At 50.0% G+C, this 23,024-nt stretch carries 21 protein-coding genes and 1 riboswitch; of the genes, 6 read left to right on the forward strand and 15 right to left on the reverse strand.

Translation table 11 applies throughout. The annotated features are described in order from the left end of the window. A partial coding sequence (locus tag H579_RS24460) for a polyhydroxyalkanoate depolymerase (RefSeq protein ID WP_211224673.1) occupies window positions 1-1,382 on the reverse strand: 1,382 nt, incomplete at its 3' end. Between the two features lie 286 nt (window positions 1,383-1,668). Here H579_RS24460 and H579_RS0106080 point away from each other — a divergent pair. Then, window positions 1,669-2,820: a hypothetical protein gene (locus H579_RS0106080; RefSeq protein ID WP_028299946.1), complete on the forward strand. Its 1,152-nt coding sequence runs from the start codon at window positions 1,669-1,671 to the stop codon at window positions 2,818-2,820. A 90-nt stretch (window positions 2,821-2,910) separates the two neighbouring features. On the opposite strand, the gene H579_RS0106085 is transcribed toward H579_RS0106080, so the two are convergent. From H579_RS0106085 to thiC, 4 genes are all read right to left on the reverse strand, one after another. Next, window positions 2,911-4,296, reverse strand: coding sequence for a DASH family cryptochrome (locus tag H579_RS0106085; RefSeq protein WP_051227357.1), 1,386 nt, complete (start codon window positions 4,294-4,296; stop codon window positions 2,911-2,913). Between the two features lie 72 nt (window positions 4,297-4,368). Then, window positions 4,369-5,142, reverse strand: a complete 774-nt coding sequence (locus H579_RS0106090; RefSeq protein WP_036565506.1) for an EAL domain-containing protein — start codon at window positions 5,140-5,142, stop codon at window positions 4,369-4,371. Window positions 5,143-5,246: 104 nt separating this feature from the next. Beyond that, window positions 5,247-5,981 (reverse strand): SDR family NAD(P)-dependent oxidoreductase, encoded by a 735-nt coding sequence (locus tag H579_RS0106095; RefSeq protein ID WP_028299949.1) that lies wholly within the window; start codon window positions 5,979-5,981, stop codon window positions 5,247-5,249. A 231-nt stretch (window positions 5,982-6,212) separates the two neighbouring features. Next, window positions 6,213-8,090 carry a phosphomethylpyrimidine synthase ThiC gene (thiC, locus tag H579_RS0106100; protein WP_028299950.1) on the reverse strand — a complete coding sequence of 626 codons (1,878 nt, stop codon included), beginning with the start codon at window positions 8,088-8,090 and terminating at the stop codon, window positions 6,213-6,215. 180 nt (window positions 8,091-8,270) lie between these two features. Then, window positions 8,271-8,376, reverse strand: a riboswitch (TPP riboswitch). A 269-nt stretch (window positions 8,377-8,645) separates the two neighbouring features. Between thiC and H579_RS0106105 the strand changes: the two genes are divergently transcribed. From H579_RS0106105 to H579_RS24470, 3 genes are all read left to right on the forward strand, one after another. Then, window positions 8,646-9,062 (forward strand): hypothetical protein, encoded by a 417-nt coding sequence (locus H579_RS0106105; protein WP_028299951.1) that lies wholly within the window; start codon window positions 8,646-8,648, stop codon window positions 9,060-9,062. A 307-nt stretch (window positions 9,063-9,369) separates the two neighbouring features. Then, entirely contained in the window at window positions 9,370-10,653 is a 1,284-nt protein-coding gene (locus H579_RS24465; RefSeq protein WP_051227358.1) for a TolC family outer membrane protein, read from the forward strand. 163 nt (window positions 10,654-10,816) lie between these two features. Continuing rightward, the gene (locus H579_RS24470) at window positions 10,817-13,309 is read left to right on the forward strand and encodes a sensor domain-containing protein (RefSeq protein ID WP_051227359.1); all 2,493 of its coding nucleotides are present in this window, start codon (window positions 10,817-10,819) and stop codon (window positions 13,307-13,309) included. A 103-nt stretch (window positions 13,310-13,412) separates the two neighbouring features. Here the strand turns inward: H579_RS24470 and hemW are convergent, their stop codons facing one another. The 9 genes from hemW to H579_RS0106160 all read right to left on the reverse strand — a co-directional run bounded on the left by hemW (window position 13,413) and on the right by H579_RS0106160 (window position 20,847). Further along, the gene (hemW, locus tag H579_RS24475) at window positions 13,413-14,678 is read right to left on the reverse strand and encodes a radical SAM family heme chaperone HemW (RefSeq protein ID WP_084623971.1); all 1,266 of its coding nucleotides are present in this window, start codon (window positions 14,676-14,678) and stop codon (window positions 13,413-13,415) included. Window position 14,679: 1 nt separating this feature from the next. Beyond that, window positions 14,680-15,285, reverse strand: a complete 606-nt coding sequence (gene rdgB / locus H579_RS0106125) for an RdgB/HAM1 family non-canonical purine NTP pyrophosphatase (RefSeq protein WP_028299952.1) — start codon at window positions 15,283-15,285, stop codon at window positions 14,680-14,682. Window positions 15,286-15,457: 172 nt separating this feature from the next. Beyond that, a complete protein-coding gene (locus H579_RS0106130; protein ID WP_051227360.1) occupies window positions 15,458-15,895 on the reverse strand; it encodes a DUF4426 domain-containing protein in 438 nt (145 codons plus the stop codon). 201 nt (window positions 15,896-16,096) lie between these two features. Then, window positions 16,097-16,696, reverse strand: coding sequence for a methionine biosynthesis protein MetW (gene metW, locus H579_RS0106135; RefSeq protein ID WP_036565507.1), 600 nt, complete (start codon window positions 16,694-16,696; stop codon window positions 16,097-16,099). Further along, the gene (metX, locus tag H579_RS0106140; protein ID WP_028299955.1) at window positions 16,693-17,847 is read right to left on the reverse strand and encodes a homoserine O-succinyltransferase MetX; all 1,155 of its coding nucleotides are present in this window, start codon (window positions 17,845-17,847) and stop codon (window positions 16,693-16,695) included. The genes metW and metX overlap by 4 nt, the downstream gene beginning before the upstream one ends. 286 nt (window positions 17,848-18,133) lie before the next feature. Next, a complete protein-coding gene (locus H579_RS0106145) occupies window positions 18,134-18,442 on the reverse strand; it encodes a DUF167 family protein (RefSeq protein WP_028299956.1) in 309 nt (102 codons plus the stop codon). A gap of 44 nt (window positions 18,443-18,486) precedes the next feature. Further along, complete coding sequence (locus H579_RS0106150; protein WP_028299957.1) at window positions 18,487-19,077, reverse strand: YggT family protein; 591 nt, start codon at window positions 19,075-19,077, stop codon at window positions 18,487-18,489. Between the two features lie 203 nt (window positions 19,078-19,280). Continuing rightward, on the reverse strand, window positions 19,281-20,105 hold the full coding sequence (gene proC / locus H579_RS0106155; protein ID WP_028299958.1) for a pyrroline-5-carboxylate reductase: 825 nt from the start codon (window positions 20,103-20,105) through the stop codon (window positions 19,281-19,283). Between the two features lie 34 nt (window positions 20,106-20,139). Then, window positions 20,140-20,847, reverse strand: a complete 708-nt coding sequence (locus H579_RS0106160; protein WP_028299959.1) for a YggS family pyridoxal phosphate-dependent enzyme — start codon at window positions 20,845-20,847, stop codon at window positions 20,140-20,142. A 96-nt stretch (window positions 20,848-20,943) separates the two neighbouring features. On the opposite strand from H579_RS0106160, the gene H579_RS0106165 reads away from it, so the two are divergent. Together H579_RS0106165 and H579_RS29060 are read left to right on the forward strand one after the other, a co-directional pair. Next, window positions 20,944-21,981, forward strand: a complete 1,038-nt coding sequence (locus H579_RS0106165) for a type IV pilus twitching motility protein PilT (RefSeq protein ID WP_028299960.1) — start codon at window positions 20,944-20,946, stop codon at window positions 21,979-21,981. A 193-nt stretch (window positions 21,982-22,174) separates the two neighbouring features. Further along, window positions 22,175-22,348, forward strand: a complete 174-nt coding sequence (locus tag H579_RS29060; protein ID WP_157834562.1) for a hypothetical protein — start codon at window positions 22,175-22,177, stop codon at window positions 22,346-22,348. 265 nt (window positions 22,349-22,613) lie between these two features. On the opposite strand, the gene H579_RS0106175 is transcribed toward H579_RS29060, so the two are convergent. After that, on the reverse strand, window positions 22,614-23,024 hold a 411-nt coding region (locus H579_RS0106175; RefSeq protein WP_028299961.1), incomplete at its 5' end, for a DUF4214 domain-containing protein.

Genomic DNA, 23,024 nt, shown 5'->3' on the forward strand with positions numbered 1-23,024 from the left:
ACAGCTTCCACAGCTTCCACAGCTTCCACAGCTTCCACAGCTTCCACAGCTTCCACAGCTTCCACAGTATTTTCTACACTGGCTTCAACAATCTTATCAGCCGTTGATGCGGTTACAACCAACGGGATCTCAGCTTCTGACGAGCTGATGGATTCTGTCTTGCTCAGGCGATGCAGCTGGATAAAGTCTTTAATTCTCGGTGCCACTTCTTCACGGAAGCGACGACCATTAAAGATACCGTAATGGCCCACTTCAGGCTGGACGTAGTGCAGACGTTTATCATCAGCCAAACCGGATAGCACATCATGAGCGGCCTTGGTCTGGCCCATACCCGTGATATCGTCCTTCTCACCCTCAATGGTCATCAGGGCCGTATGTTTGACCAAGGAGCAATCCACAGGCTGATCCCGATAGGTAATCAAGCCCCGTGGCAGTTGGTGCTCCAGGAATACCTTCTTGATGGTATCCAGATAAAACTTCGCTGGCAGATCCATGACCGCCAGATATTCGTTATAAAACTTGCGGTGGGCTTCGGCATTATCACCATCGCCTTTGATCAGATCACCAAAGAAGCGGAAGTGCTTGCTGATATGGCTGTCCATATTCATGCTCATAAAGCCGGACAGCTGGATAAAGCCGGGGTAAACCTCCTGGCCTTCACCCGGGAAACCCTTAGGTACAGAGCAGATCACATTATTCTGGAACCACTCATAATCCTTACCGGAAGCATAGTCGTTTACTTCGGTCGGATTCACGCGGGTATCGATAGGGCCGCCCATCAGAATCAGGGATTGAGGGGCACACGCATCGTTCTCTGCCGCCATCACTGCAGCGGCCACAATGGCGGGAACGCTCGGCTGACAGACCGCAATGACATGAGTATCCGGCCCTAAAACGTGGAGGAACTCAATCAGATAGCTGACGTAATCATCAAAGCTGAACTCACCTTCTGACAAAGGCACCTCACGGGCGTTGATCCAGTCGGTGATATACACCTCATGGTCCGGCAGAAACTGTTCAACTGTGCCACGCAGCAGAGTCGAGTAGTGGCCAGACATAGGGGCTACGATCAGTACCTTCGGGTGTTGATATTCTCCGGCGCGGCTAAAGTGCAGCAGGTTACAAAAAGGCAGGCCGTGGGCAATATGCTCGTAAACGGCTACGGTTTCGCCGTTAATCTGGGTACTGGTCAGATTAAATTCGGGTTTTTCATAGTTATCGGTGCAGCGTTCCATCAGTTCAGCGACAGCGGTCAGCATGCGTCCGGTCCAGGTAATACGCAGTGGGTTCCACGGCAGGGTCAGTTGCTTGCGCCAGGCCTGCGCCCAGAGGTGAACAGGCTGACTGACCTGGCTATAAGCATGATGCAGTTGATAAAGCATGGACAGTGCTCTCCTGAGAGGTCAAGTTAGATACTAACTCTGTTGTGCGATGCAGCATTAAAGGATATAGCATAGCCAGCTTTGGTCTGGATGAGAAATCAAAACAGTGACCGGTAAGGCGGAAAAAGTCTCTGCAGCCCTGATCATGCCTGCTTTTTAGGTTTTGCTGGCCTGATAAAATAGAAGCAGAGAGCCGATAATAAGAAATAGGTTGCTATTTAGTTGCCCAGTCAGGTCACTTAGACTGGGGGTTGTCTAATCGGTTGATAAACAAAATGGAGTAGCCATGGCACTCATCACAGTAAAAAGCGAAACAAGCAAGAAAAATGGTGCTCAGAGCCGTTTACAAAAAGAGTTTGATCGTCTGACCAAAGCTCTGGAAAGAGAGCAGCGGGGCTTTAAAACCTTTCAGGCTGATATGGAACGCTTACACCAAAGCTTTTTAGTTGAGATTGTGCCTGTGCTGAAGGAAAACAGCACTCAGCTGGAGGCGCTGGCAGAGCGGTTAATTGAACTCTATGGTCGTAAAAGTTTAGCGAAATGGCACCGGGAAGAAATTGATCGCTGGCTTGCGGAGCTATTTGAGTTGATTGGCTCGGCGAACCCTGAACGACTCGAAGCGCTTGCCGAACAATACGATAAGGTGTTTTACCAGTTTTCCAGTGTGTCAAAGGAAGAAGCTGAGCAACACTTTACAGAGATGGAAGAACGCCTAAAACAGATGATGGACGAGCAGTTCAGACATATGGACTTTGATGATGAGGCTGATGAGCAGGATGAGCCGGATATTGATGATCTGTTTGGTTTCTCTGATGAAGAGAAAGAGCGTAAAAAGTCCCAAAAGAAAAGCCACTTTGGTGACCAGGCCTATGGCCAGGATACAAATCAAGCGCAGGACTCAGAATCTCTAACCGACGAAGTCCAACACCAGGATGTTGATAAGTGGCTGGCTAAGTTATTCCGCAAAGCCGCTCAGGTATTGCATCCTGACAGGGAGGCTGATCCAGAGAAGCGTGCTCAAAAACAAGATGCGATGACAGAGCTGCTGGCCGCACGTGAAGCGGGGGATATTTTGCATATCCTTGAAGTTTACAGCCAGCATGTACAACAAGGCCCTGCCGAAGTACCAGAAGAGATGATGCAGGCGCTGTGCGAGAGTTTAGTGCAGAAAATCGATCAGATACACGATAAGAAGTGGGACTTTTTGGAGCAAAACCCTGCGATGCAGTATGTATACGACGTGCTGTATGACAAGCAGAAGAAAAAACAGAAACAGAATATTAAAGAGGCACTTGAACAAGCGGCAGTTCTGGGGCAAATGGCGACGAAAGATAGAGTGTATATGCGTAACCTATCGCGGCTGAAGGAGATATTGGAGGAGCGCTATGACGCCCGCAGAATGGACTCGATCAGCGTCATTTTCGATGGTTTGTTATAAACAGCCCTCAGGGCCTACATAACAGCTTCCAGAGCTTAACGAAGACATTAATTTTGTAAGGCCTTTGAGAGACTGTAGATGAAACTGTGTTTATATCAAAGGCCAGTCATCAATCCCAACGGCATCCCGTTGCAGAGAGGCGTCACCCTGCCATTTCCGAATAAAAATACCTTCAGGATCATATTCTTGCTGCTGTTTTAGCAGGTTAAAGTGGCGGCCTCCTCTCGGATCTGCTCCAACCCCCGCAATATATTGCCAATTACCATAATTACTGCCGGGATCGTAATCTAATAGCTGGCTTTCAAAGTAAGCGGCACCATGCTGCCAGCTGACTGAAAGCTCATTAACCAAAGCGCTGGCAACAAGCTGGCGGCCCCGATTAGAAAGAAAACCGGTCGCGTTAAGCTGCTTCATACAGGCGTTAACTAATGGATAGGGCGTTGAACCCTCACACCAACTGCGAAAGCGTTGCGCATAAAAACTGGTCAGCAGGTTCTTTTTTCTTTCTCCCCCGGGTTGATACAGGTCTGATCCTAAACGATGGGCAGACCAGTAGAAAAATTCCCGCCATAACAGTTCAAACTTAAACCAGGCTGTGGATTCATTGGCGCACAGTTCGGCTTCGTATTGCTCAATATCGGCCCAAATCTGTCGTGGGGGTAGGCAACCCAGTGCCAGCCAGGGTGACAAGCGAGAAGAGTTCTGCCAACCATCCAGTTCGTTGCGGGTCTGTTTGTAGTGCTCAATCTGACGACTTTTCCACAGGTACTGATGCAGTTGTTGCCAGCCTGCATCTTCTCCTCCTGTAAAAGGGGCGTCAGCATGGCAAAGACAAGGTTTCGGCAGCTGTTCAAAGGTTAGGGTGTTATCGGGGGACTGTGCGGGTTGGCACAGGTTTAAGCGCTCTGATAATGACACCGGGGCCTGTACAGTAAGCTCTTCAATCTGACGCCTGAAAGGCGTGAACTGTTTCGGTAGCTGATGCAGACGGAAAGGTAACTGCTGAGAAGTCCAGAGCGTATTTTGGTGCGCTAATGACACCTCGGCATCCAACTGTTCCGTGAGTTGCTGCCACTGACGATATTCATTCAGCCCGCTGTTATAACTGCCAGCAACATGCTGGATATGATGCTGTTCGCACAAGGCAGGGATCAGCGTGAGTGGGTTCCCCACCAGCAGATGTAATTGATGGCCGTAGCGCCGCAAACACTGATCAAGAGCTTGCAGGCTCTCATAGAGAAAACGCCAGCGCTGCTCACCGATACTGCGAATACCTCTGTGATCAGTTTTAAACCATTTAGGATTCAGCAGATAAATAAACATTACCCGGTCACAACGGCAGAGCAGTTCATTGAGCTGAGGATTATCCTGTACTCGTAGATCATGGCTGAAACAGTACAGGCCCGTTTGTGGCGCGTTTTGAGTACCGGTAGAGATCAAATGCTCAGAAGCGGTGGTCATATTGTCTGGAGTCATCACGGATACCTGTGATAGCTGAATAACAGGAGCAGATATCCGTTATACGAGGGGTATCGGGGGATGGATGAGTTAATAGCGCTCTGATGGAATCTCCGGCAGGCATTCAAAACCGGGTCGGGCAAAATAGTAACCCTGAAACAGATCGATACCCTGCTCTTTCAGCCAAAGATACTCTTCCTGCAGCTCAATACCTTCGGCCAGCAGTTCCAGGCTCAGCTCCTGACACACCAGAATAATGCCTTTAATAATGGCCTGTTTTCTGGGGTGTTGATGAATATTAATAATCAGCTCACGGTCCAGTTTAATAATATCCGGTTCATAATCTGCCAGCAGATTGAGGCCGGAGTAACCGGCGCCAAAGTCATCAATCGCGGTTTGAAAGCCCATTTTCTTATAGGCTTCGATGATATTAACCAGATGTTGCTTATCCTTAACTTCCTCGCCTTCGGTGACCTCAAAAACGATCTTCTCCAGCGGGAAGCCATACTTCTTCGCCGCTTCCAGCGTGGTGCGGATACAGAGTTCCGGCTGGTAAACCGCGTTGGGCGTAAAGTTCAGGTTTAATTGCTTATCCAAACCGAGCTCTACTGCTTTTTTTATCGCCGTCACCCGACAGGCCTGATCAAATTGATACAGGTTGTCTTCATTCACATGCTGGAAGATACTGCCCGCAGGCTCACCATTGATTCCCCTGACCAAAGCTTCATAGGAGATAATTTCCCGAGTGCTGGCGCGTACAATCGGTTGGAATGCAAAACTGAAGGTAAAAGGCAGTGGCGGCAGATCCTTACAGCGATCACAGCTAATCTGACTTGAGTGTTTCGCTTTTTGATCGTCCGTCATAGCGCAATTCCGTAATGGGTTAAGGGTGTCTAAACTATAGGTGATATTTATAGCGATTTCGCGGATTGATTAAAAGCCCCATCGTTTCACAGAGTATAGGTCCATTACCAAGGGATCGTGTGCCCATCCCAGGCCCAAAGGTGGCCACTGTTTTCAGCGCTCAGACCCTGAATCACCTGAAGTAAATAGCCCGCGCTTTGTTGTGGCGTAAATAATTTATCCACAGGCACATTTCTTTGAAACGGTTTGGATAGCTCGGTATCTGTTGTACCGGGATGCAGTGCCGCAACACAGACATTTTTATGGCTGCGCTGCCACTCAATGGCCAGCGTTTTTATAGCCATATTCAGCGCGGCCTTGGAGATACGGTAACTATACCAGCCACCCAAACGATTGTCGCCGATACTGCCCACTCTTGCGCTCAGGCTGGCAAAAACGCCCTGCGGACTATTTTTTAACGCGCCTGAAAAGGCTTGAGACAGTAATAAAGTGGGCAGCGTATTGATCTGGATATTGTGCAGAAAAAAATCGCTGTCGAATTGGCGAATAGACTTCTCAGGCCCATGATCATCCTGATGCAATAGACCTGCGCAGTTGATTAGCCAATCCACCCGTTTAAAGCCCCGTGCGAACTGATCCACGGCCTGAGCATCCGTCAGATCCAATACCTGCCACCGGATAGTGCCGTTTGTTTGCTGCTGCGCTAATGACGCTGTACTACGGTAGGTGGCTGTAATCTGGGCATTGGGATAGTGCTCTGCAAGGAGATTTAACAGCGCCTGGCCTATGCCGCCACTGGCACCCGTAATGACAATGGTTTCTGGTTGATGATTTGGCATATAGCACTCCAGTCGTTTTCAGGATCTGTGTAAAAGACCTTGAAGAAATAGTGCCTAATCAGGCGATGGAGCTGTATACGAAAGTGGCTGGAGATTAGAGTACTTTAATTTAAGAAAATTTATGATCGTACTGAGCAGTGAGCGGGGAAGAGAACAATAGTGAGTATGACCCACTATTGTCTGTTGACAGACGGGTTTGAAGTTAGAGCATTCAAACCCGTCCAGTCAGGCTTACACCTCGTGGTAGATCTTAGCGCCGGTATCCAGGAACTCTTTCGATTTCTCCTGCATGCCCTCTTCCGCCTTAGCGTTGATGGCGGCGACCTGAGCTTCATCCAGATCACGCACTTCCTGTGAAATCTTCATGGAGCAGAACTTAGGTCCGCACATGGAACAGAAGTGAGCTACCTTGGCTGATTCTTTCGGTAGCGTCTCATCGTGGTAGCTACGAGCAGTATCCGGGTCCAGACCGATGTTGAACTGGTCTTCCCAACGGAACTCGAAACGCGCTTTGGACATGGCGTTATCACGCACCTGTGCTGCTGGATGCCCCTTGGCCAGATCCGCGGCGTGCGCAGCGATCTTGTAGGTGATGATGCCGGTTTTAACATCGTCTTTATTCGGCAGACCCAGGTGCTCTTTTGGCGTTACGTAACACAGCATGGCACAGCCGTACCAGCCGATCATGGCGGCACCGATACCTGAGGTGATGTGGTCATAACCCGGCGCAATATCGGTCACCAGAGGGCCTAAGGTGTAGAACGGCGCTTCGCCACACTCACGTAGCTGCTTGTCCATATTCTCCTTGATCATGTGCATCGGCACGTGACCCGGACCTTCGATAAAGCACTGTACGTCGTGCTCCCAGGCGATTTTTGTCAGCTCGCCCAGTGTTTCCAGCTCGGCAAACTGGGCTTCATCGTTGGCATCATAAACAGAACCCGGACGCAGGCCGTCACCCAGAGAGAAGGTCACGTCGTAGGCCTTCATGATCTCGCAGATCTCTTCGAAGTGCGTGTACAGGAAGCTTTCTTTATGGTGGGCCAGACACCATTTCGCCATGATGGAACCACCACGGGAGACGATACCCGTCATACGCTTCGCCGTCAGAGGCACATAAGCCAGACGTACACCGGCGTGAATGGTGAAGTAATCCACACCCTGCTCTGCTTGCTCGATCAGCGTATCGCGGAACACTTCCCAGGTCAGATCTTCAGCGACACCGTTTACTTTTTCCAGAGCCTGGTAAATTGGTACGGTACCCACTGGCGTTGGGCTGTTACGCACGATCCATTCACGGGTTTCGTGAATGTTTTTACCGGTGGACAGATCCATAATGGTATCGGCACCCCAGCGAATCCCCCAGGTCATCTTGGCCACTTCTTCTTCGATAGAAGAACCCAGCGCCGAGTTACCGATATTGCCGTTAATTTTGGTCAGGAAGTTACGACCGATAATCATCGGCTCGATTTCCGGGTGGTTGATATTGGCAGGCAGTACCGCACGGCCACGGGCGATCTCGGAGCGGACAAACTCTGGTGTGATCTCCTGAGGAATCTCAGCACCAAAAGAGTGGCCCGGATGCTGTTCATTCAGCTGCAGCTGCTCACGCATCTCTGCCAGTTTCATATTTTCACGGATGGCAACGTATTCCATCTCTGGCGTGATAATGCCCTGGCGAGCGTAGTGCATCTGGGTGACATTTTTGCCTTCTTTGGCGCGACGCGGCTTGCGCTGCAGATCAAAACGCAGACTTTCCAGGGAGATATCTGCTTCGCGCAGTCGGCCATAGTCAGAGGACAGTTCGGACAACAGCTCGGTATCGCCGCGTTCTTCAATCCAGGTGTTGCGCTGAGGGCTCAGACCTTTACGTACATCGATCTGAACTGCAGGGTCGGTATAAGGGCCGGAGGTGTCATAAACCCGCAGCGGCTCGTTTTCTTCGTTGCCAAAGCTACCGGTTGTAGGGCTTAAGCTGATTTCGCGCATGGGCACGCGGATATCCGGGCGGGAACCTTCGATATAGATTTTTTTGGAATTTGGGAAGGGTTGTACCGATTGTTCATCCACCTGAGCGGTTTCTTTCAGATGTCCGTTGCTGTATTGCATAGTGCCTACCTTTCTAATCACGGTGACAGTTTGGGCTGTCGATCATGCAGTAATAAAAACTTCAGGCAGGGCTTGGGCTGGCAAATAATGACACGGTGTTGTGAAACGACTGCATACCCACCTTTATTTTTAATTCAGGTTTCAGGCGATTAAAGCCTGAGGGTATTTAAAGTACACATACCGTGAAAATGACTCGATCCCTACGCTGGCATTATCCAGTTCAGGTTCTTCGGGTTCCGCTGCGTTGCAGCGATCTCAGCCAACCATTGCACCCCGTCAAGACGTGCTGCTGAGTCTAGGTAGCAATGACAAGGCTGTCCAGTCTTTCCCGAAAAACAAGTGTAAAGAGAAGTGGATATCAGTATAAAAAAAGCGGTTAATCATGTGGAATCATGGCGCTCTTTTGTACTGTTGAGAGCGGGGGATTTTTGCCGTTGTGAGATAAGGTGGAGGCATTTTTTTGCCGCTCTGAGATAAAGAAAGGCAGGTTGTTGCCGATACATAGGGCTTAAGGCAGTCCATTTTGGATCTGCAAGATAATCTAAGGTATTGGTCATGAAGATTACTAACCAATTGGAGCAGTCGTCCGGGGTAGCGTTGTCGTTAAACAACGCATTGCATGAGTCTCAGGGCGCGCAGTTCTCCATGCTGTTAAGTATTCTGACCACACCTGTACACACTATGGATCTGCAGGGCTTTGATCAAAGCCTGGAGGTCGATATGGGTAAATCCGGGTTAGAAGCTGATAGCAAAGTCCGGCATACAGCGATGGTGGTCAACAGGGCTTTTTCGGAATCGATGCGGGAAGGCTATGGCGGTTATTTCAGTTACTTGAGAGCCTTAGCGGATACGTTTCCTCATATTCAGCAGGTGGCGGCGGTGAAGCCGGCGAAGGTTAAGTCGGAGTATGAGTTGGTATCCGCGCCTGAGCTGGGTGAAAAGCTGGTGCGTCAGGTCAGCTTAGCGGCCTAGAATATTGGCTTGCTCTTGGGCTGACCGTAACCATTTATTTACCTGATATCAGGCATAGTCTGGATCTTTTTCAATGGCATTGATGTTGGGTCAGCGCCAGCAGGTAGCAGATACTGTCATTACACCCGGTTTCGATTAATTATACTGCTTGGGGCTGACAACGGGGCTCTGACAGACTTACCGGTCTTAGATGGTTTCTACTTCAGGTTAAATTAGATTTAACTAAAATTGATTTGGCGGACAGGTGGACTCCTGTTAGTCTTTTCGTTTATTTGCTGCCTACAAATCGATGGTGCAGGAGCAGGCTATGCGACGAATTACCGCTCTCTCAGCGGCTATACTTACGGCTTTGAGCTTAAATGCTCAGGCAATTAACCTCTCTGATGTTTATCAGGATGCGTTAGAAAATGATTACCAATTGAAAATTGCCCAGGCTGAACTGAATGCGACGCTGGAAGGGGAAGAAGAGGCGTGGGCTGGCGTACGTCCTGCGGTGACTGCAGGTGGTAGTCTGATGCGCCATGAGCTGGATGGCTCTGATACCTCAAGCTATAACTCCACCGGTTTGAGTGTTGGGGTGACTCAAACGTTGTTTAACTCGGTTAAGTTCCAGCAGATAGGGGTGGCGGAAGCCAGCAGTGCCCAGGCTCGTTTTTCGTTCCGTGAAGCGGAAATGGATCTGATGGTACGGGTCACAGAAGCTTTCTTTCAGGTTCTGAAGGCAAAAGACAGCCTGACCTCAGCACAGGCTCAGGAAAAAGCCATTAAACGTCAGTTGGAGCAGGCGCAGCAGCAGTTTAAAGTGGGTTTGATTCCGATTACCGGTGTGAACGAAGCTCAGGCCGCTTATGACGCGTCTCGTGCAACCCGAATTGGGGCAGAAGGTGCGCTGTTGATCAGTGAGGAATCCCTGCAGCTGTTAACCGGCAAAAGCTACGATCAGATGGATGGTTTGGTTGATAGCTTTCCGGTTATAGACCCTCAGCCAGCCAGTGTTCAGCACTGGATTGATCTGGCATTAAGCAATAGTCCGGCAGTGAAAGCGGCACAGCAACAGAAAGATGTGGCGCGCCTGGGTGTGGATGTTGCGCAAGCAGCCTTCCTGCCTTATGTGGATGCCAAGGCTCAGGTGGCTTATTCGGATACCAGCACAAAATCTTCAGCGACAGACCTGTCTTTTGGTTTGGAGATGGGGTGGCAGATCTATACGGGGGGCGCGACCAGTGCCAATATCCGTCGTCTAGGCCATTACCTGAATCAGTCTGAACAGTCTCTGGAGCTGCAAAAGCGTTCTGCAGCATTGAATACCCGTACACAGTACATTCAGGTCACCACCAGTGTAGAGCAGGTTGAGGCGCGCCGTCAGGCGTTGATCTCTTCAGAAAGTGCTTTGAAAGCGACCCGTTCAGGTTACGAAGTCGGTACCCGGAACATCGTTGATGTACTGCAGGCGGAACAGGCTTACTTTACTGCGGAAACCGCCTATCTGAATACCCGTTACGATTACCTGATCAGTTTAATTAAGCTGAAGCAGGCGGCAGGTACACTGAAGCCGGAAGATATTTCAGGTTTGGATCAGTGGTTACAGTAGTCCAGCCCTGAGAGCATAGAAAAATTGCAGTTAATCTGATCGATATATTAAAGCCCCCTCTTGCAGGGGCTTTTTCGTTTGCGGTAGCCTTAGGTGTCTTGATAGAACCTCCCCTCACTCGATCAAGGAACTTTTTCATCACTTGAATTCAGCCGGAGTGGCTATGGATGAGCAACACAGTGCTGTAATCGATCCCCGCCTTTTTGATGCGGGCTCGGTCGCGATCATACAATGGAGTGTCTCAACTCAGGCTCATTATTGGGGGCCTGTGAGCTATATCAGTAATAATGCTTCTGAGCTGCTGGGCTATGATGTTCAGTTGCTAAGAGATGCTGCACCTGCTTTTCCTGATCTTATTCATCCCGACGAACGTCTTCAGGTAACCTCTGAACTTACCCAGGCCATAGAGCATGGACTAAGCCATTGTCAGCACCGGGATTACCGTATCCTGCATCCGGATGGCCGTGAGCGTTGGTTGATGCAGTTGACGATGATTCAGCGTCAGCAGGATGAAGTGACCGGTTTTCTGGGTTATCTGATCGATGTGTCTGAGCGAAAGGGCAATGAACTTCAACTGGCGGAAAGCGAGGAACGCTATCGTCAATTGTTTGAAGGTAGTCGGGTTGTCGAGTACCTGATTGACCCTGAATCAGGCCAGATCATTGATGCTAATCAGGCGGCTTGTCAGTTCTATGGCTATAGCCTGGAACAGTTAAAGCAGATGCATATCAGCCAGATTAATGTGCTGACATCGGAAGAGATTGCTGCGGCTATGATGGAGGCTGAGCGGAATCAGCGTCAGCACTTTATTTTTCGTCACAGGCTAGCAAATGGTCAGGTTCGGGATGTCGAGGTACACAGCGGCCCGATTAATTACTGTGGTCGTGAACTGCTGTATTCAATTGTGCATGATATTACCGATCGCTTGGATGCTGAGCGTAATCTGGAGCGTCTGTCCCAGGCTTTGGATCAAAGCGGTAGTATTGTGATGATCACGGATGCCAATCATCATATTGAGTATGTTAATCAGCGTTTTATCAAAGTGACGGGTTTTACTGAACAGGATGTGAAGGGGCAACATGTCGATTTTCTTTCGGCAGGGCGCACCTCCCATGATGTACGCAAAAAACTGTCGCAAAGTTTACGTAGTGGCAATAACTGGCACGGGGAGCTGTTATGTCGACGTAAAAGCGGAGAGCTGTATTGGAGCAGTATGTCCGTTTCTCCTGTGTTTAATAAAGATGGTGAAGTCAGCAGTGTTGTTGCCGTGGCTGAGGACCCGACAGAACAGCGTGAAACGGATCGAAAGATTCAACAACTGGCCTTTTATGATCCTATTACCGGGTTGGGCAACCGTCAGTTCCTGTTGGAGGCGATGGATGAATTTTTTGTCCAGAGCCAGTTACACCCCTCCCGCTATAGTGGCCGAACGGCTTTAGTCTATATCGATCTTGATGATTTCAAACGTATTAATGATTCCTTAGGGCATGAAATGGGGGATCGTTTAATCAAGACAGCGGCCCATCGTCTAAAGGTTATTGTCAGTGATAACGATGTGCTGGTGCGCTTAGGTGGTGACGAATTTGCCATTCTGAAGGTATTCGACAGTGAGTTGTCGATGGAGTCCTGGCTGGATCAGCTGGTACAGCAGTTCAGCCGCACGGTAAAGCTGGGCGTTCATACCGTCAGTGTTTTTGCCAGTATCGGCATTGCTCTGCTGCCACAGGATGCCACCGATACCAGTACAGGGTTGCGTAATGCTGAGTTGGCGATGTATCGGGCGAAAAAAGAGCATGGTTGTGGTTATCACTTTTTCTCAGAGGAACTGAATAAACAGGCGGTTGAGCGTCTGCATTATGAGGTTAAACTGCGTAATGCTTTGAATAATCAAGAACTTGAATTGCATTATCAGCCTAAGGTAAGTCTGGCTGATGGTGGTGTGATAGGGGTTGAAGCCCTGATCCGCTGGAACGATCCTCAACGGGGGCTTGTTCCGCCAGGTGAGTTTATTCCAGTAGCCGAAGAAACAGGTCTGATTTTGCCGATGAGCCATTGGGTGTTGGAGCAGGCCTGTTGTCAGGTGGTGCAGTGGCAGCAGGACGAGGTGATGCGTCACCTGAGAATGGCGGTCAATCTATCGGCGCGTCAGTTTCAGGACCCGATGTTTGTTGAAAATGTCGAAAGTATTCTCATTAATACCGGGGTGAATCCTGAGCTAATTGAACTGGAGATTACCGAGAGCATGCTGATGGAAAATATGCACTCGGTATTACCTATGATGCAGCGTTTGAAAGACTTAGGCCTGAGCCTGGCTATTGATGATTTTGGTACGGGTTATTCCTCGCTGGCTTATCTGAAGCAGATGCCTATTGATGTACTGAAAGTGGATCGGGCTTTTGTGCGTGACCTGCCGATGGATGAAAACGATTGCGCGATTACTCGTGCAGTGATTTTGATGGCGCAACAGCTGGGGCTGAAAGTCGTTGCAGAAGGTATTGAGGAAGCGGCTCAGGCGGATTTTCTGACGGATAGTGGCTGCGAGCTGGGTCAGGGGTTTCTTTACAGTCGACCATTAAACTTAAAAGATCTGGAACGGGTGCTGCGCAATGCTGACTCCCGATTAATGGTGCAGGCTAATCTGCAGCCCGAGAGTTAAAAACTTTCGAAAAATGAGGGTAAAAGAAAAGCGTTGTGTTGTTACCGCTGCAAAGTGAGGCTTATACACAAGCCTCACTCTGAATCTGGTTCCGGCCTGTGCGCTAGTCAAAAAAGCTTTCCAGTACGGCATTGAGATAGAGAAAACCCTCTGCTGTGGTGCATAAACGTCCTGTGCCTTGTTCCAACAACTGTTGCTGACGTAGCCTACCTAACACGCTATCAATAGCTTGTAGTGATTGCCCGGTTCTGGTCTGGTACATGGCTTCCGGTACGCCCTGTTTTAGCCGCAAGGCATTCATAAAGAACTCCAGCGGCAGATCATCCTGCTCAATAGCCTGGCTTTGAGAAAGCGGGTTAATCGCCTCCAGATACTGTTTTGGGCTACGGTATTTGCTGGTGCGTACGATACGATTCTCACCATCGCTATCGGGTAATAGTGTCAGTTTACCGTGAGCCCCGGCCCCTATGCCCAGATAATCGCCAAACTGCCAGTAGTTCAGGTTGTGGCGGGCTTCGCTGCCCGGCAGGCTATAACCGGATACTTCATACTGCCGGAAACCCGCTTGAGCGATCAGCTGCTGTCCAGCCTGTTGAATCTGCCACAGGGTATCGTCATCCGGTAGAGGAGGAGGTGCCTGATAAAATGCGGTATTGGGTTCCAAAGTCAGCTGATACCAGGAGAGGTGGTCCGGTTGCAGATCGATGGCTTGCTGCAAATCGGCTAACGCTTCGGCTTCACTTTGCTCCGGCAGGCCATGCATAAGATCCAGATTAAAGCGGGTAAAACCGGCGTTACGGGCGCTCTCTGCGGCGCGAATGGCATCATCCCGGTCATGAATGCGGCCCAGGCGTTTGAGTTTATCCGGTGAAAAGCTTTGAATACCGATTGAGAGGCGGTTAACACCGGCCTGACGGAAACCTTCAAACTTGGCCTGCTCGACCGTGCCGGGGTTCGCTTCCAGAGTGATCTCAATATCCGACTCAAACGGGATACGTTGCTCAACGCCTGTCAAAATCTCAGCAATGGCTTGCGGTGAGAACAGACTGGGAGTACCGCCGCCAAAAAAGATGCTGTGCAGTTTACGCCCCTGGACCCAGAGCAGATCCCGGTCCAGATCCTTTAACAGCGCCTGAACGTACTCCTGTTCCGGTGCGGTTTGATTGGGTAAACGGCCCAAACCGTGGGAGTTGAAATCGCAGTAGGGACACTTCTGCACACACCAGGGGATATGGATATAGAGACTCAGGGGCGGCAACTGCAGCCCCTGAGTTTTGCTTTGTCCTTGCTCCGGGTTTTGCCCCGGATCTGGAGTGTGCCCTTGTTTTGGCGAGCGCCCTGAAGAAGGGGTTTCAGAGGAGGTGCTCATCTTAGCCTTGTCTCTGTTTCAGCTGAGCCACCAGATCCAGTGTCGCCTTACCCCGGTGACTGAGCTTGTTTTTCTGCTCAGGCGTCAGTTGAGCGGCAGCACAGCTTTCGCTTTCTACCCAGAACAGAGGATCATAGCCAAAACCACCGTCGCCTTGCGGCGCTTCCAGAATACGACCTTCCCAACTGCCTTGAGCAATAATCGGTGTCGGATCATCAGCATGGCGCAGATAAACCAGTACACACCAGTAGCGTGCGCTTCTTTCCTGCTCAGTCAGGCCTGACAGCTCTTGTAGCAGCTTGTCATTGTTTTTCTGATCGGTAGCACCTGGGCCGGAGAAGCGGGCAGAGTAGATGCCAGGGGCACCGTTTAGCGCATCCACTTCAATACCTGAGTCATCGGCCATCGCGGGTAGGCCGCTGACACGGCTGGCTTCACGGGCTTTTAACAGCGCGTTTTCTACAAAGGTCAGGCCGGTTTCATCCACTTCCGGTACATTAAATTCTGACTGAGGCACTACCTCAAAACCCAGAGGGGCCAGTACCTGACCAAACTCTTTCAGCTTGCCTTTATTGCCGCTGGCTAACACTAATTTCTGCTGGCTCATCTTGTAATCTTACTAATCTGTATCTGTGATAATGGAGACTATTATGGGCTGACTTAAGCAAAAAATCCCCTGCGTGAGGGGATTTTTTGTTGATCGGTTTGCCGATGAATCGTTTACCCGGCTTGTTGTGAATACCAGGTTCTTTGCTGTGCCATTCGCTGGGAGCAGATGGCTACTCGCCATAGAAACGACGGATAAAGCCGAGATCGTAAGGCGGTTCGTTAGGATCAAAACGTACCTTCAGGCGGAAGCGGGTCGGCTCATCTTCTTCAAAGCGGAAGGTGGTGATCTGATAAATTGCATTGGGTTCGCGAATGGTACGAAACGCCAGGTTAATACTTTGATCCGCCAGGTTGGCAACATCGCCGGTCACCAGGGCTTCTACCGGGGCATAGCGGCCATCACTCTGCTTTTTCAGCACTGAGATATTGATCATGCCATGATAGCGGCTGCGCACAATGTTGTAGGCTTTAGCGACCTGAGGCTGCAGAAAACCCGTGGTAAAGGTGTTGTAGTGGATCTGGTAGTCGCCCACCTGCTCAAACTGCTCTGCTTTGGCAGGAGAAAGCAGTGTCAGAAACAGGCTTAAGGCCAGAATAATGCGGGACATGGTCATCTCCTGGGCATTACAAGTCGTGATCGAATGGGATGAAGGGCTGTATAGCAGTGAGCAGCCCACCTATCTGACTGTAACGTCTGCGATAAGTTTAATGGGCTGCGCCTGGCTTATAAGTTAATTGTTTATACGTTAACTGTTTATCGCCAAACCTTTGCACTCTATACGTATAGGGTACATTACTGGGTGCAGCTTCTAGCGCGTCACGCGATAAATCGCTAGTTCGCCAAACAGGTTAGGCCAGAGCTTACTGGCCAGATGGGTTTCGTGGGCACCGTTACCCACAGCACGATCCAGAATAGTAAAGCGGCGGTCTTTACACAGCTGCTCAAAATCCCGGAAGGTGGACAGGTGAATGTTCGGCGTGTCATACCAGGTGTGTGGCAGTGACTTGGAAACCGGCATCTCACCCTTAAGGGCCAGATAGAAACGGCAGCGCCAGTAGGCAAAGTTCGGGAAGGTGACAATGCACTCCTTACCGACACGCAGCATCTCTTCCAGCATCATATCCGGGCGACGCAGTGCCTGCAGCGCCTGGGTCATCACGACCAGATCATAACTCTGATCTTTAAAGTTCGTCAGACCGGCATCCAGGTTTTGCTGAATGACATTAACACCTTTACCGATACAGGTGGTGATCTTGTCGGGATCGATCTCCAGACCGTAACCGTGCACCTGTTTGGTCTGCTGCAGATAGTGCAGCAGCTCACCGTCACCACAACCCAGGTCCAGTACTTTATCGTTGGGTTTCACCCACTGCTGAATAATCTTCAGATCGGGACGATTCAGACTCATACGTCACCTCCTACGGATTGCGCAGCCCGCTGCATAAAGGCGGAAAATACTTTCTCATAGTGCTCATTGGGAATCAGGAAGGCATCGTGGCCATGGGGCGACTCCACGCAGGTATAACTGACGTTTTTACCCGCCTCGGTCAGCGCATTCACAATCTCTTCAGAACGTGCCGGTGAGAAGCGCCAGTCGGTACTGAAGGAGATCAGCAGGAAGTTGCTCTTGGCCTGTGCCATCGCCTTGGACAGGTCACCACCAAAGTCCGCCGCAGGATCGTAATAATCCAGCGCCTTGGTCATCAGCAGATAGGTGTTGGCATCAAAGCTCTCCGAGAAGGTATCACCCTGGTAACGCAGATAGCTTTCCACCTGGAACTCCACGTCATAACCAAAGTTGATCTTCTCTGAGCGCAGATCACGGCCAAACTTGCTGCCCATGGCATCTTCAGACAGATAGGTGATATGTCCCACCATACGTGCCAGACGCAGGCCCTGACGGGGAATGGTGTTGTGCTCGGCATAACGCCCATCGTGGAAGTCTGGATCGCTCATAATGGCCTGGCGAGCCACTTCGTTAAAGGCGATATTCTGTGCTGTCAGACGCGGGGCCGCCGCAATCACGGCGGTGTTGCGCATTCGTTCAGGGTGGTTGATGGACCACTGCAGGGCCTGCATGCCACCCAGGCTGCCACCGATAACGGCAGCCCAAACGTCGATGCCGAGATAATCACTTAAGCGCAGCTGGCTTTCGACCCAGTCCGGTACCGTCATCACCGGAAAATCAGGACCATAACACTGTCCTGTGGCCGGATTTGTTGACGTCGGACCGGTAGAGCCGTTACAGCCACCCAGGTTATTCAGGCAGACAACAAAAAATTGATTGGTATCGATACACTTGCCAGGACCAATATAAGCGTCCCACCAACCGGGTTTGCGGTCATCCATCGAGTGGTAACCGGCGGCATGGTGGGTGCCACTCAGGGCGTGGCAGATCAGCACAGCATTGCTGCGCTCGGCATTCAGCGTACCGTAGGTTTCATAGATAAGTTCGTAGCTGTCCAGCGTACGACCACAGGCGAGTTCCAGCGGGGTGTCAAAGCGCGCGATTTGCGGTTCAACAATACCGACAGAATCTTCAGGAATAGCGTTAGGCATTTTTCCCGGATCATCCTCAATCAAGATATCTGTGGACGGCTTAGCCTTCCTGAGAAGTATCGCTCTGCATCTAATCTATAGGGATCAAAATTAAATCTGTTTATATAGGGACTAAACAGGGGGAGAAACAGACTTCACAGGACGCAAGCCGCGGAAAGGACTCACTGTAACAGTTAACCCGGCTGCAACAAAGTAAATATTTGGACTGACAATATGCCGTTAAGGAAAAAGTCGCTTTTTAGCCCAATATTCGTCAGAAAGCCCGGAAATTCAGGCTGTTGGTGAATTACTTTGGCTCGGTACTTGATTGAATATTCAGTATTGCAGGCAGTTTGGTGGGGCTGGTAATACAGAGGCGCTTTTGTCGGCTTAGCTCGCCCTGAATAATGCTGACCCGGCTTTTACTGACACCAAACTGTTTGGCGAGAAATTTACACAGATGAGCGTTGGCTTTGCCATCAATGGGTGGGGCAGTGATACGAATCTTGAGGCGTTCGTTTTGCTCACCACAGAATTCATCCTTACTGGCCTTGGGTTGCAGATGACAGGCGATGATCAGATCATCGCCCTGCCATTGGTAAAAGGATGGGCTCATCGTATGGGGCTTAGACCTTAGTGCTCATCGAAGGGCACAGGTTACTATATACCTGCGACAAGGCGCATGGGCAGGCCAGACATTTGTGCCATCGGCGTAACGACCAGAATTTCCAGTACGTTGATACCGATAAAGACAAAGATAGGTGACAGATCAATGCCGCCCATGGATGGCAATATATTACGTACCGGCGACATAACCGGCTCGGTGATCTGATAGATCAACAGCGCACCTGGGTGGCTGCTTTGTGGTGCTACCCAGCTCAGAATGATGGATGCCAGCAGGGCAAAGAAGTAGATATCCAACAGCGTCGATATCACTCCGGTCAGGCCCCCCATCACCAGATTAAATACAGGAGGGAAACCCGCTCCGGCAATTTGCAGGATCGCTACCAGGCCCAGGGTTTTGACGATAAAAGCGACAATGACCGTAGCCAGATCAATGCGTCCCATTGGGCGGATAATGGCCTGAACAGGGCGCACCAGTGGCGAAGTCATTTTGGCCACGGCCTGAGAAATAGGATTATAAAAATCTGCCTGGGAAAACTGCAGGATAAAGCGCAGCATCACAATAAACAGATACAGATTGATCAGGGTCGAGATTAGATAAACACCCGCGTTACCAACTTGTCCCATAGTGGTGGAGCTCCAACTTATTGACATGGTCTTATTTTATGGAGGCAAAAGGCTTTTTTTCCAGCTTTGCTGCCTTTTGCCAGGCCATCTTTACGTAATAGTGTACACAAAATCCGTTTAAACGGGTCTTGATACCCGCGATTCAAGAGATTATTGCCCCGAACGCGATTTGTTCTGGTCCGAATACTTATCGGACCAGATCTTTATTGATCCAACAGCTTAGCCAGCTCAGTACCGCGATTGGCTGAGGCTTGCACCGCTTTGCTGAACAGCTCCTGCATGCCGCCTTCGTTAAAGGTTTTAATCGCCTGTTCAGTCGTGCCACCAGGGGAGGTGACGCGACGACGCAGCTCGGCTGGTTCCACATCGCTCTCAGTGGCCATACGGGCAGCGCCCAGCACGGTTTGCAGAGTTAATTCTTTTGCCGCTTCCGGTGTCAGGCCAACGTCGACACCGGCTTGCTGCATCGCTTCCATCATCAGGAAGAAATACGCAGGACCACTGCCGGAAACCCCGGTAACTGCTTCCATCAACTCTTCTTTGTCGACCCATAGAGCGATGCCGACAGCCTGCATCATCTTTTCGGCCACTTGCTTTTGCTCATCGCTAACCGAAGCATTGGCATAGAGGCCTGCCGCACCACAGCGCAGCAGAGACGGTGTATTAGGCATGGTGCGTACCACGGCCACATTGCCGCCCAGCCAGCGCTCCAGGGTTTCTGTCGTCAGGCCTGCCGCTACAGAGATCACCAGAGGTTTGCTTTGCTGAACCTGATCTTTGATCTGGTCACACAGCTCTTTCATCATCTGAGGCTTGACCCCCAGAATAATCACATCATGACTGGCTACCGCAGCGATATTATCGGTGCTGGTTTGTACGCCAAACTCCTCTTTGATGGCCTGCAGGCGCTCTTCGCTACGACGGGTGGCAGTAATCTGCTCGGGGCTGTAACCCTCGGCGATTAGGCCTCCGATAATGCTGCCGCACATATTGCCTGCACCTAAAAATGCCATAGTGGCGTTTTGCATGCCTGTATCCTCTGAAATTCGCTGTGATTGTTAATTATTGACGTTGACTGTAATCCCTGGCACCAAAAATAGCGGTGCCGATGCGCACTATTGTACTGCCTTCTGCGATAGCTGCATCCATATCTGCACTCATACCGATTGATAGGGTATCCATATGTGGATATTTCGCTTGTAGTTGCTGCAGTGCCTGATTCAGTGCCGCAAAGGGTTGGCGTTGTGCTTCAAAGCTGTTTGCAGGGGCTGGGATCGCCATCAAACCACGCAGCTTCAGCCTGGGTAGCTGATTAATGATATCAGCTAACTCGGGCAGCTCATCCAGGGTGATACCCGATTTACTCTCTTCAGCGCTGATATTGATCTGCAGACAGATATTCAGTGGTGGCAGGCCTTCTGGCCGTTGATCGTTCAGGCGTTGGGCGATCTTCAGGCGATCCACACTATGTACCCACTGGAAATGCTCGGCGATCGCCTTGGTCTTATTGGATTGAATCGGGCCGATAAAATGCCACTGAATATCGTCAAGATCCGATAAAACCTGCTGCTTCTCCAGTGATTCCTGCAGATAGTTCTCGCCAAAGTCCCGTTGTCCCGCCTGCCAGGCTTCCCGGATCGCCTCCGCAGGTTTGGTTTTGCTGACCGCCAGCAGAGTCACAGAGTCTGGATTTCTTTGATATTGCGCACAACTTTGCTCGATTTGGTGGCGAACCTGCTCAATATGGCCTGCAATCTGATTATCTGGCATAGGGTGTTCTATCCTGTGGTTAATGGGTTTTTCTAGATCGGCAAGGTTGAGTGCCGATGTGACTTCTGCAAACTAGCGCTTTAGGACTCGCATTATATGGATATTACCGAACTGCTGGCTTTCAGTGCAAAACAGGCCGCATCCGATCTGCATCTTTCTGCGGGTATGGCCCCTTTTATACGGGTCGATGGCAATGTCAGGCGCATCAATGTACCGCCGTTAAGTCATAAAGACGTGCATACCATGATTTATGACATTATGAACGATAAACAACGCAGGGATTATGAAGAGTTCCTTGAGTTGGATTTTGCGTTTGAAGTGTCAGGTGTTGCACGCTTCCGGGTTAACGCCTTTAACCAGAATCGTGGTGCAGCTGCGGTATTCAGGACGATTCCCAGCGAAGTCCTGACCATGGATAAGCTGGGACTGGGGGAGACCTTCCAAAAACTGGCGATGATTCCACGGGGGTTGGTGTTGGTTACGGGGGCAACAGGTTCTGGTAAAAGTACCACTTTAGCCGCGATGCTGGATTACGTTAATGAACGTAAATACCAGCATATTCTGACCATCGAAGATCCCATCGAATTTATCCACAAAAGTAAAAGATGTCTGGTGACTCAGCGGGAAGTGCACAGAGACACCCATAGTTTCAGCCATGCCTTGCGCTCAGCTTTGCGGGAAGATCCAGACGTTATTCTGGTGGGCGAGATGAGGGATCTGGAAACCATACGTCTGGCGCTGACGGCGGCAGAGACGGGGCATGCGGTATTTGGCACTTTGCATACCAGCTCCGCACCTAAAACCATTAATCGGATTGTGGATGTCTTTCCGGCAGAGGAGAAAGGCATGGTGCGCTCCATGCTATCGGAGTCTCTGAAGGGCGTGGTTTCACAGACACTATTAAAAAAAGAGGGTGGCGGTCGTATTGCTGCCCACGAAATTATGATGGCAACACCGGCTATTCGTAATCTGATCCGTGAAGACAAGATCGCGCAAATGAGTTCAGTGATACAAACCGGTGCTGCCCATGGCATGCAAACCATGGATCAGTGTTTACGTATTATGTTGAAAAAGGGGCAAATTTCAATTGAGACAGCCCGCGAGAAGGCTGTAAATAGTGATGATTTTATGTAATCTTAATATGTAATTATTTTTTATGTAATACGGTATTTGAATTTTTTAGAGACAGGTATTGTGTGTCTGTTAGCCTTGTCAGGCAAGAGCCTCAGTGTCAAAAACTTATGCTGGATAGGTTTCATAAAATACTAAAATTAGTGGCTAATATAAGGGTTTAGAGTCTGCCATTACGATTGGAATGGTACCTTCGATGAAATTACACGGTAAGTTGGTACCGCTGTCGACCCGTTCATTGTCAAAAGAGAGGGTCGATGATCTGGTATTTGGCATTATGGATGAGGAGCAGGAACTGACCTTTCGCCAGCAGCGAGAGTGTAAACATCCATATGAATGTGTCGCTTTAATCTATAGCTTCATTATTTAGTCGTTGGTTGAAGAACATCGAAGTACTCTGTTGTGTTGTGTGTAACAGGGTTTAATAGCTAGCCACGAGATCTAGAATGCCGCCGTAAGGTCTCTATTGTCTGTCCGACCAACAACCACTCTTGATTGCCATCAAGAGAATCGATTTAATCGGATCTATAGCGTCTGCAGGTAAAAAATACCCGATCGTTACCAACCGGGTATTGCTCAAGGTATGACCTTAATAGAGCGGCACACCTAATAGCGGATTAAATGAAACGTTAAAGTCAGGTAATAAAGTTCCACTCCGTTGCGGCCATAAACAGCCCTTGAGTTTCCTCGCTGTCCATGAATCCTTCTGCCACTTCAACAATGGTGTGTCCGGCAGCAGCATATTCCATCCAAGCCGCTTTACCACCCACATCGGATTCACGACCCAGCATATGGTTGTAAAGGGCTTCAATCTGGTTATCAATGGTCAACTGGTCAAACTCAATACCCGTCTTCAGCGTAAACTCCTCTGATTCCAGGAAATTGACCGCCAGCTGTCCCAACGACATTCCCAAACCTGAATGCTGTGCCTGCCATTGGAAACCATCCACTTCAGCCCGACGCCCCAGAATCTGCTGGTAGAACATACTGATCGCCTGCAGGTCTTCCTCATAAGCAGGAATAAATACCTGATCCGCAAACTCAAT

Origin of the sequence: Oceanospirillum beijerinckii DSM 7166, from assembly GCF_000422425.1 — a bacterium.
Taxonomy (GTDB): Bacteria; Pseudomonadota; Gammaproteobacteria; order Pseudomonadales; family Halomonadaceae; genus Oceanospirillum; species Oceanospirillum beijerinckii.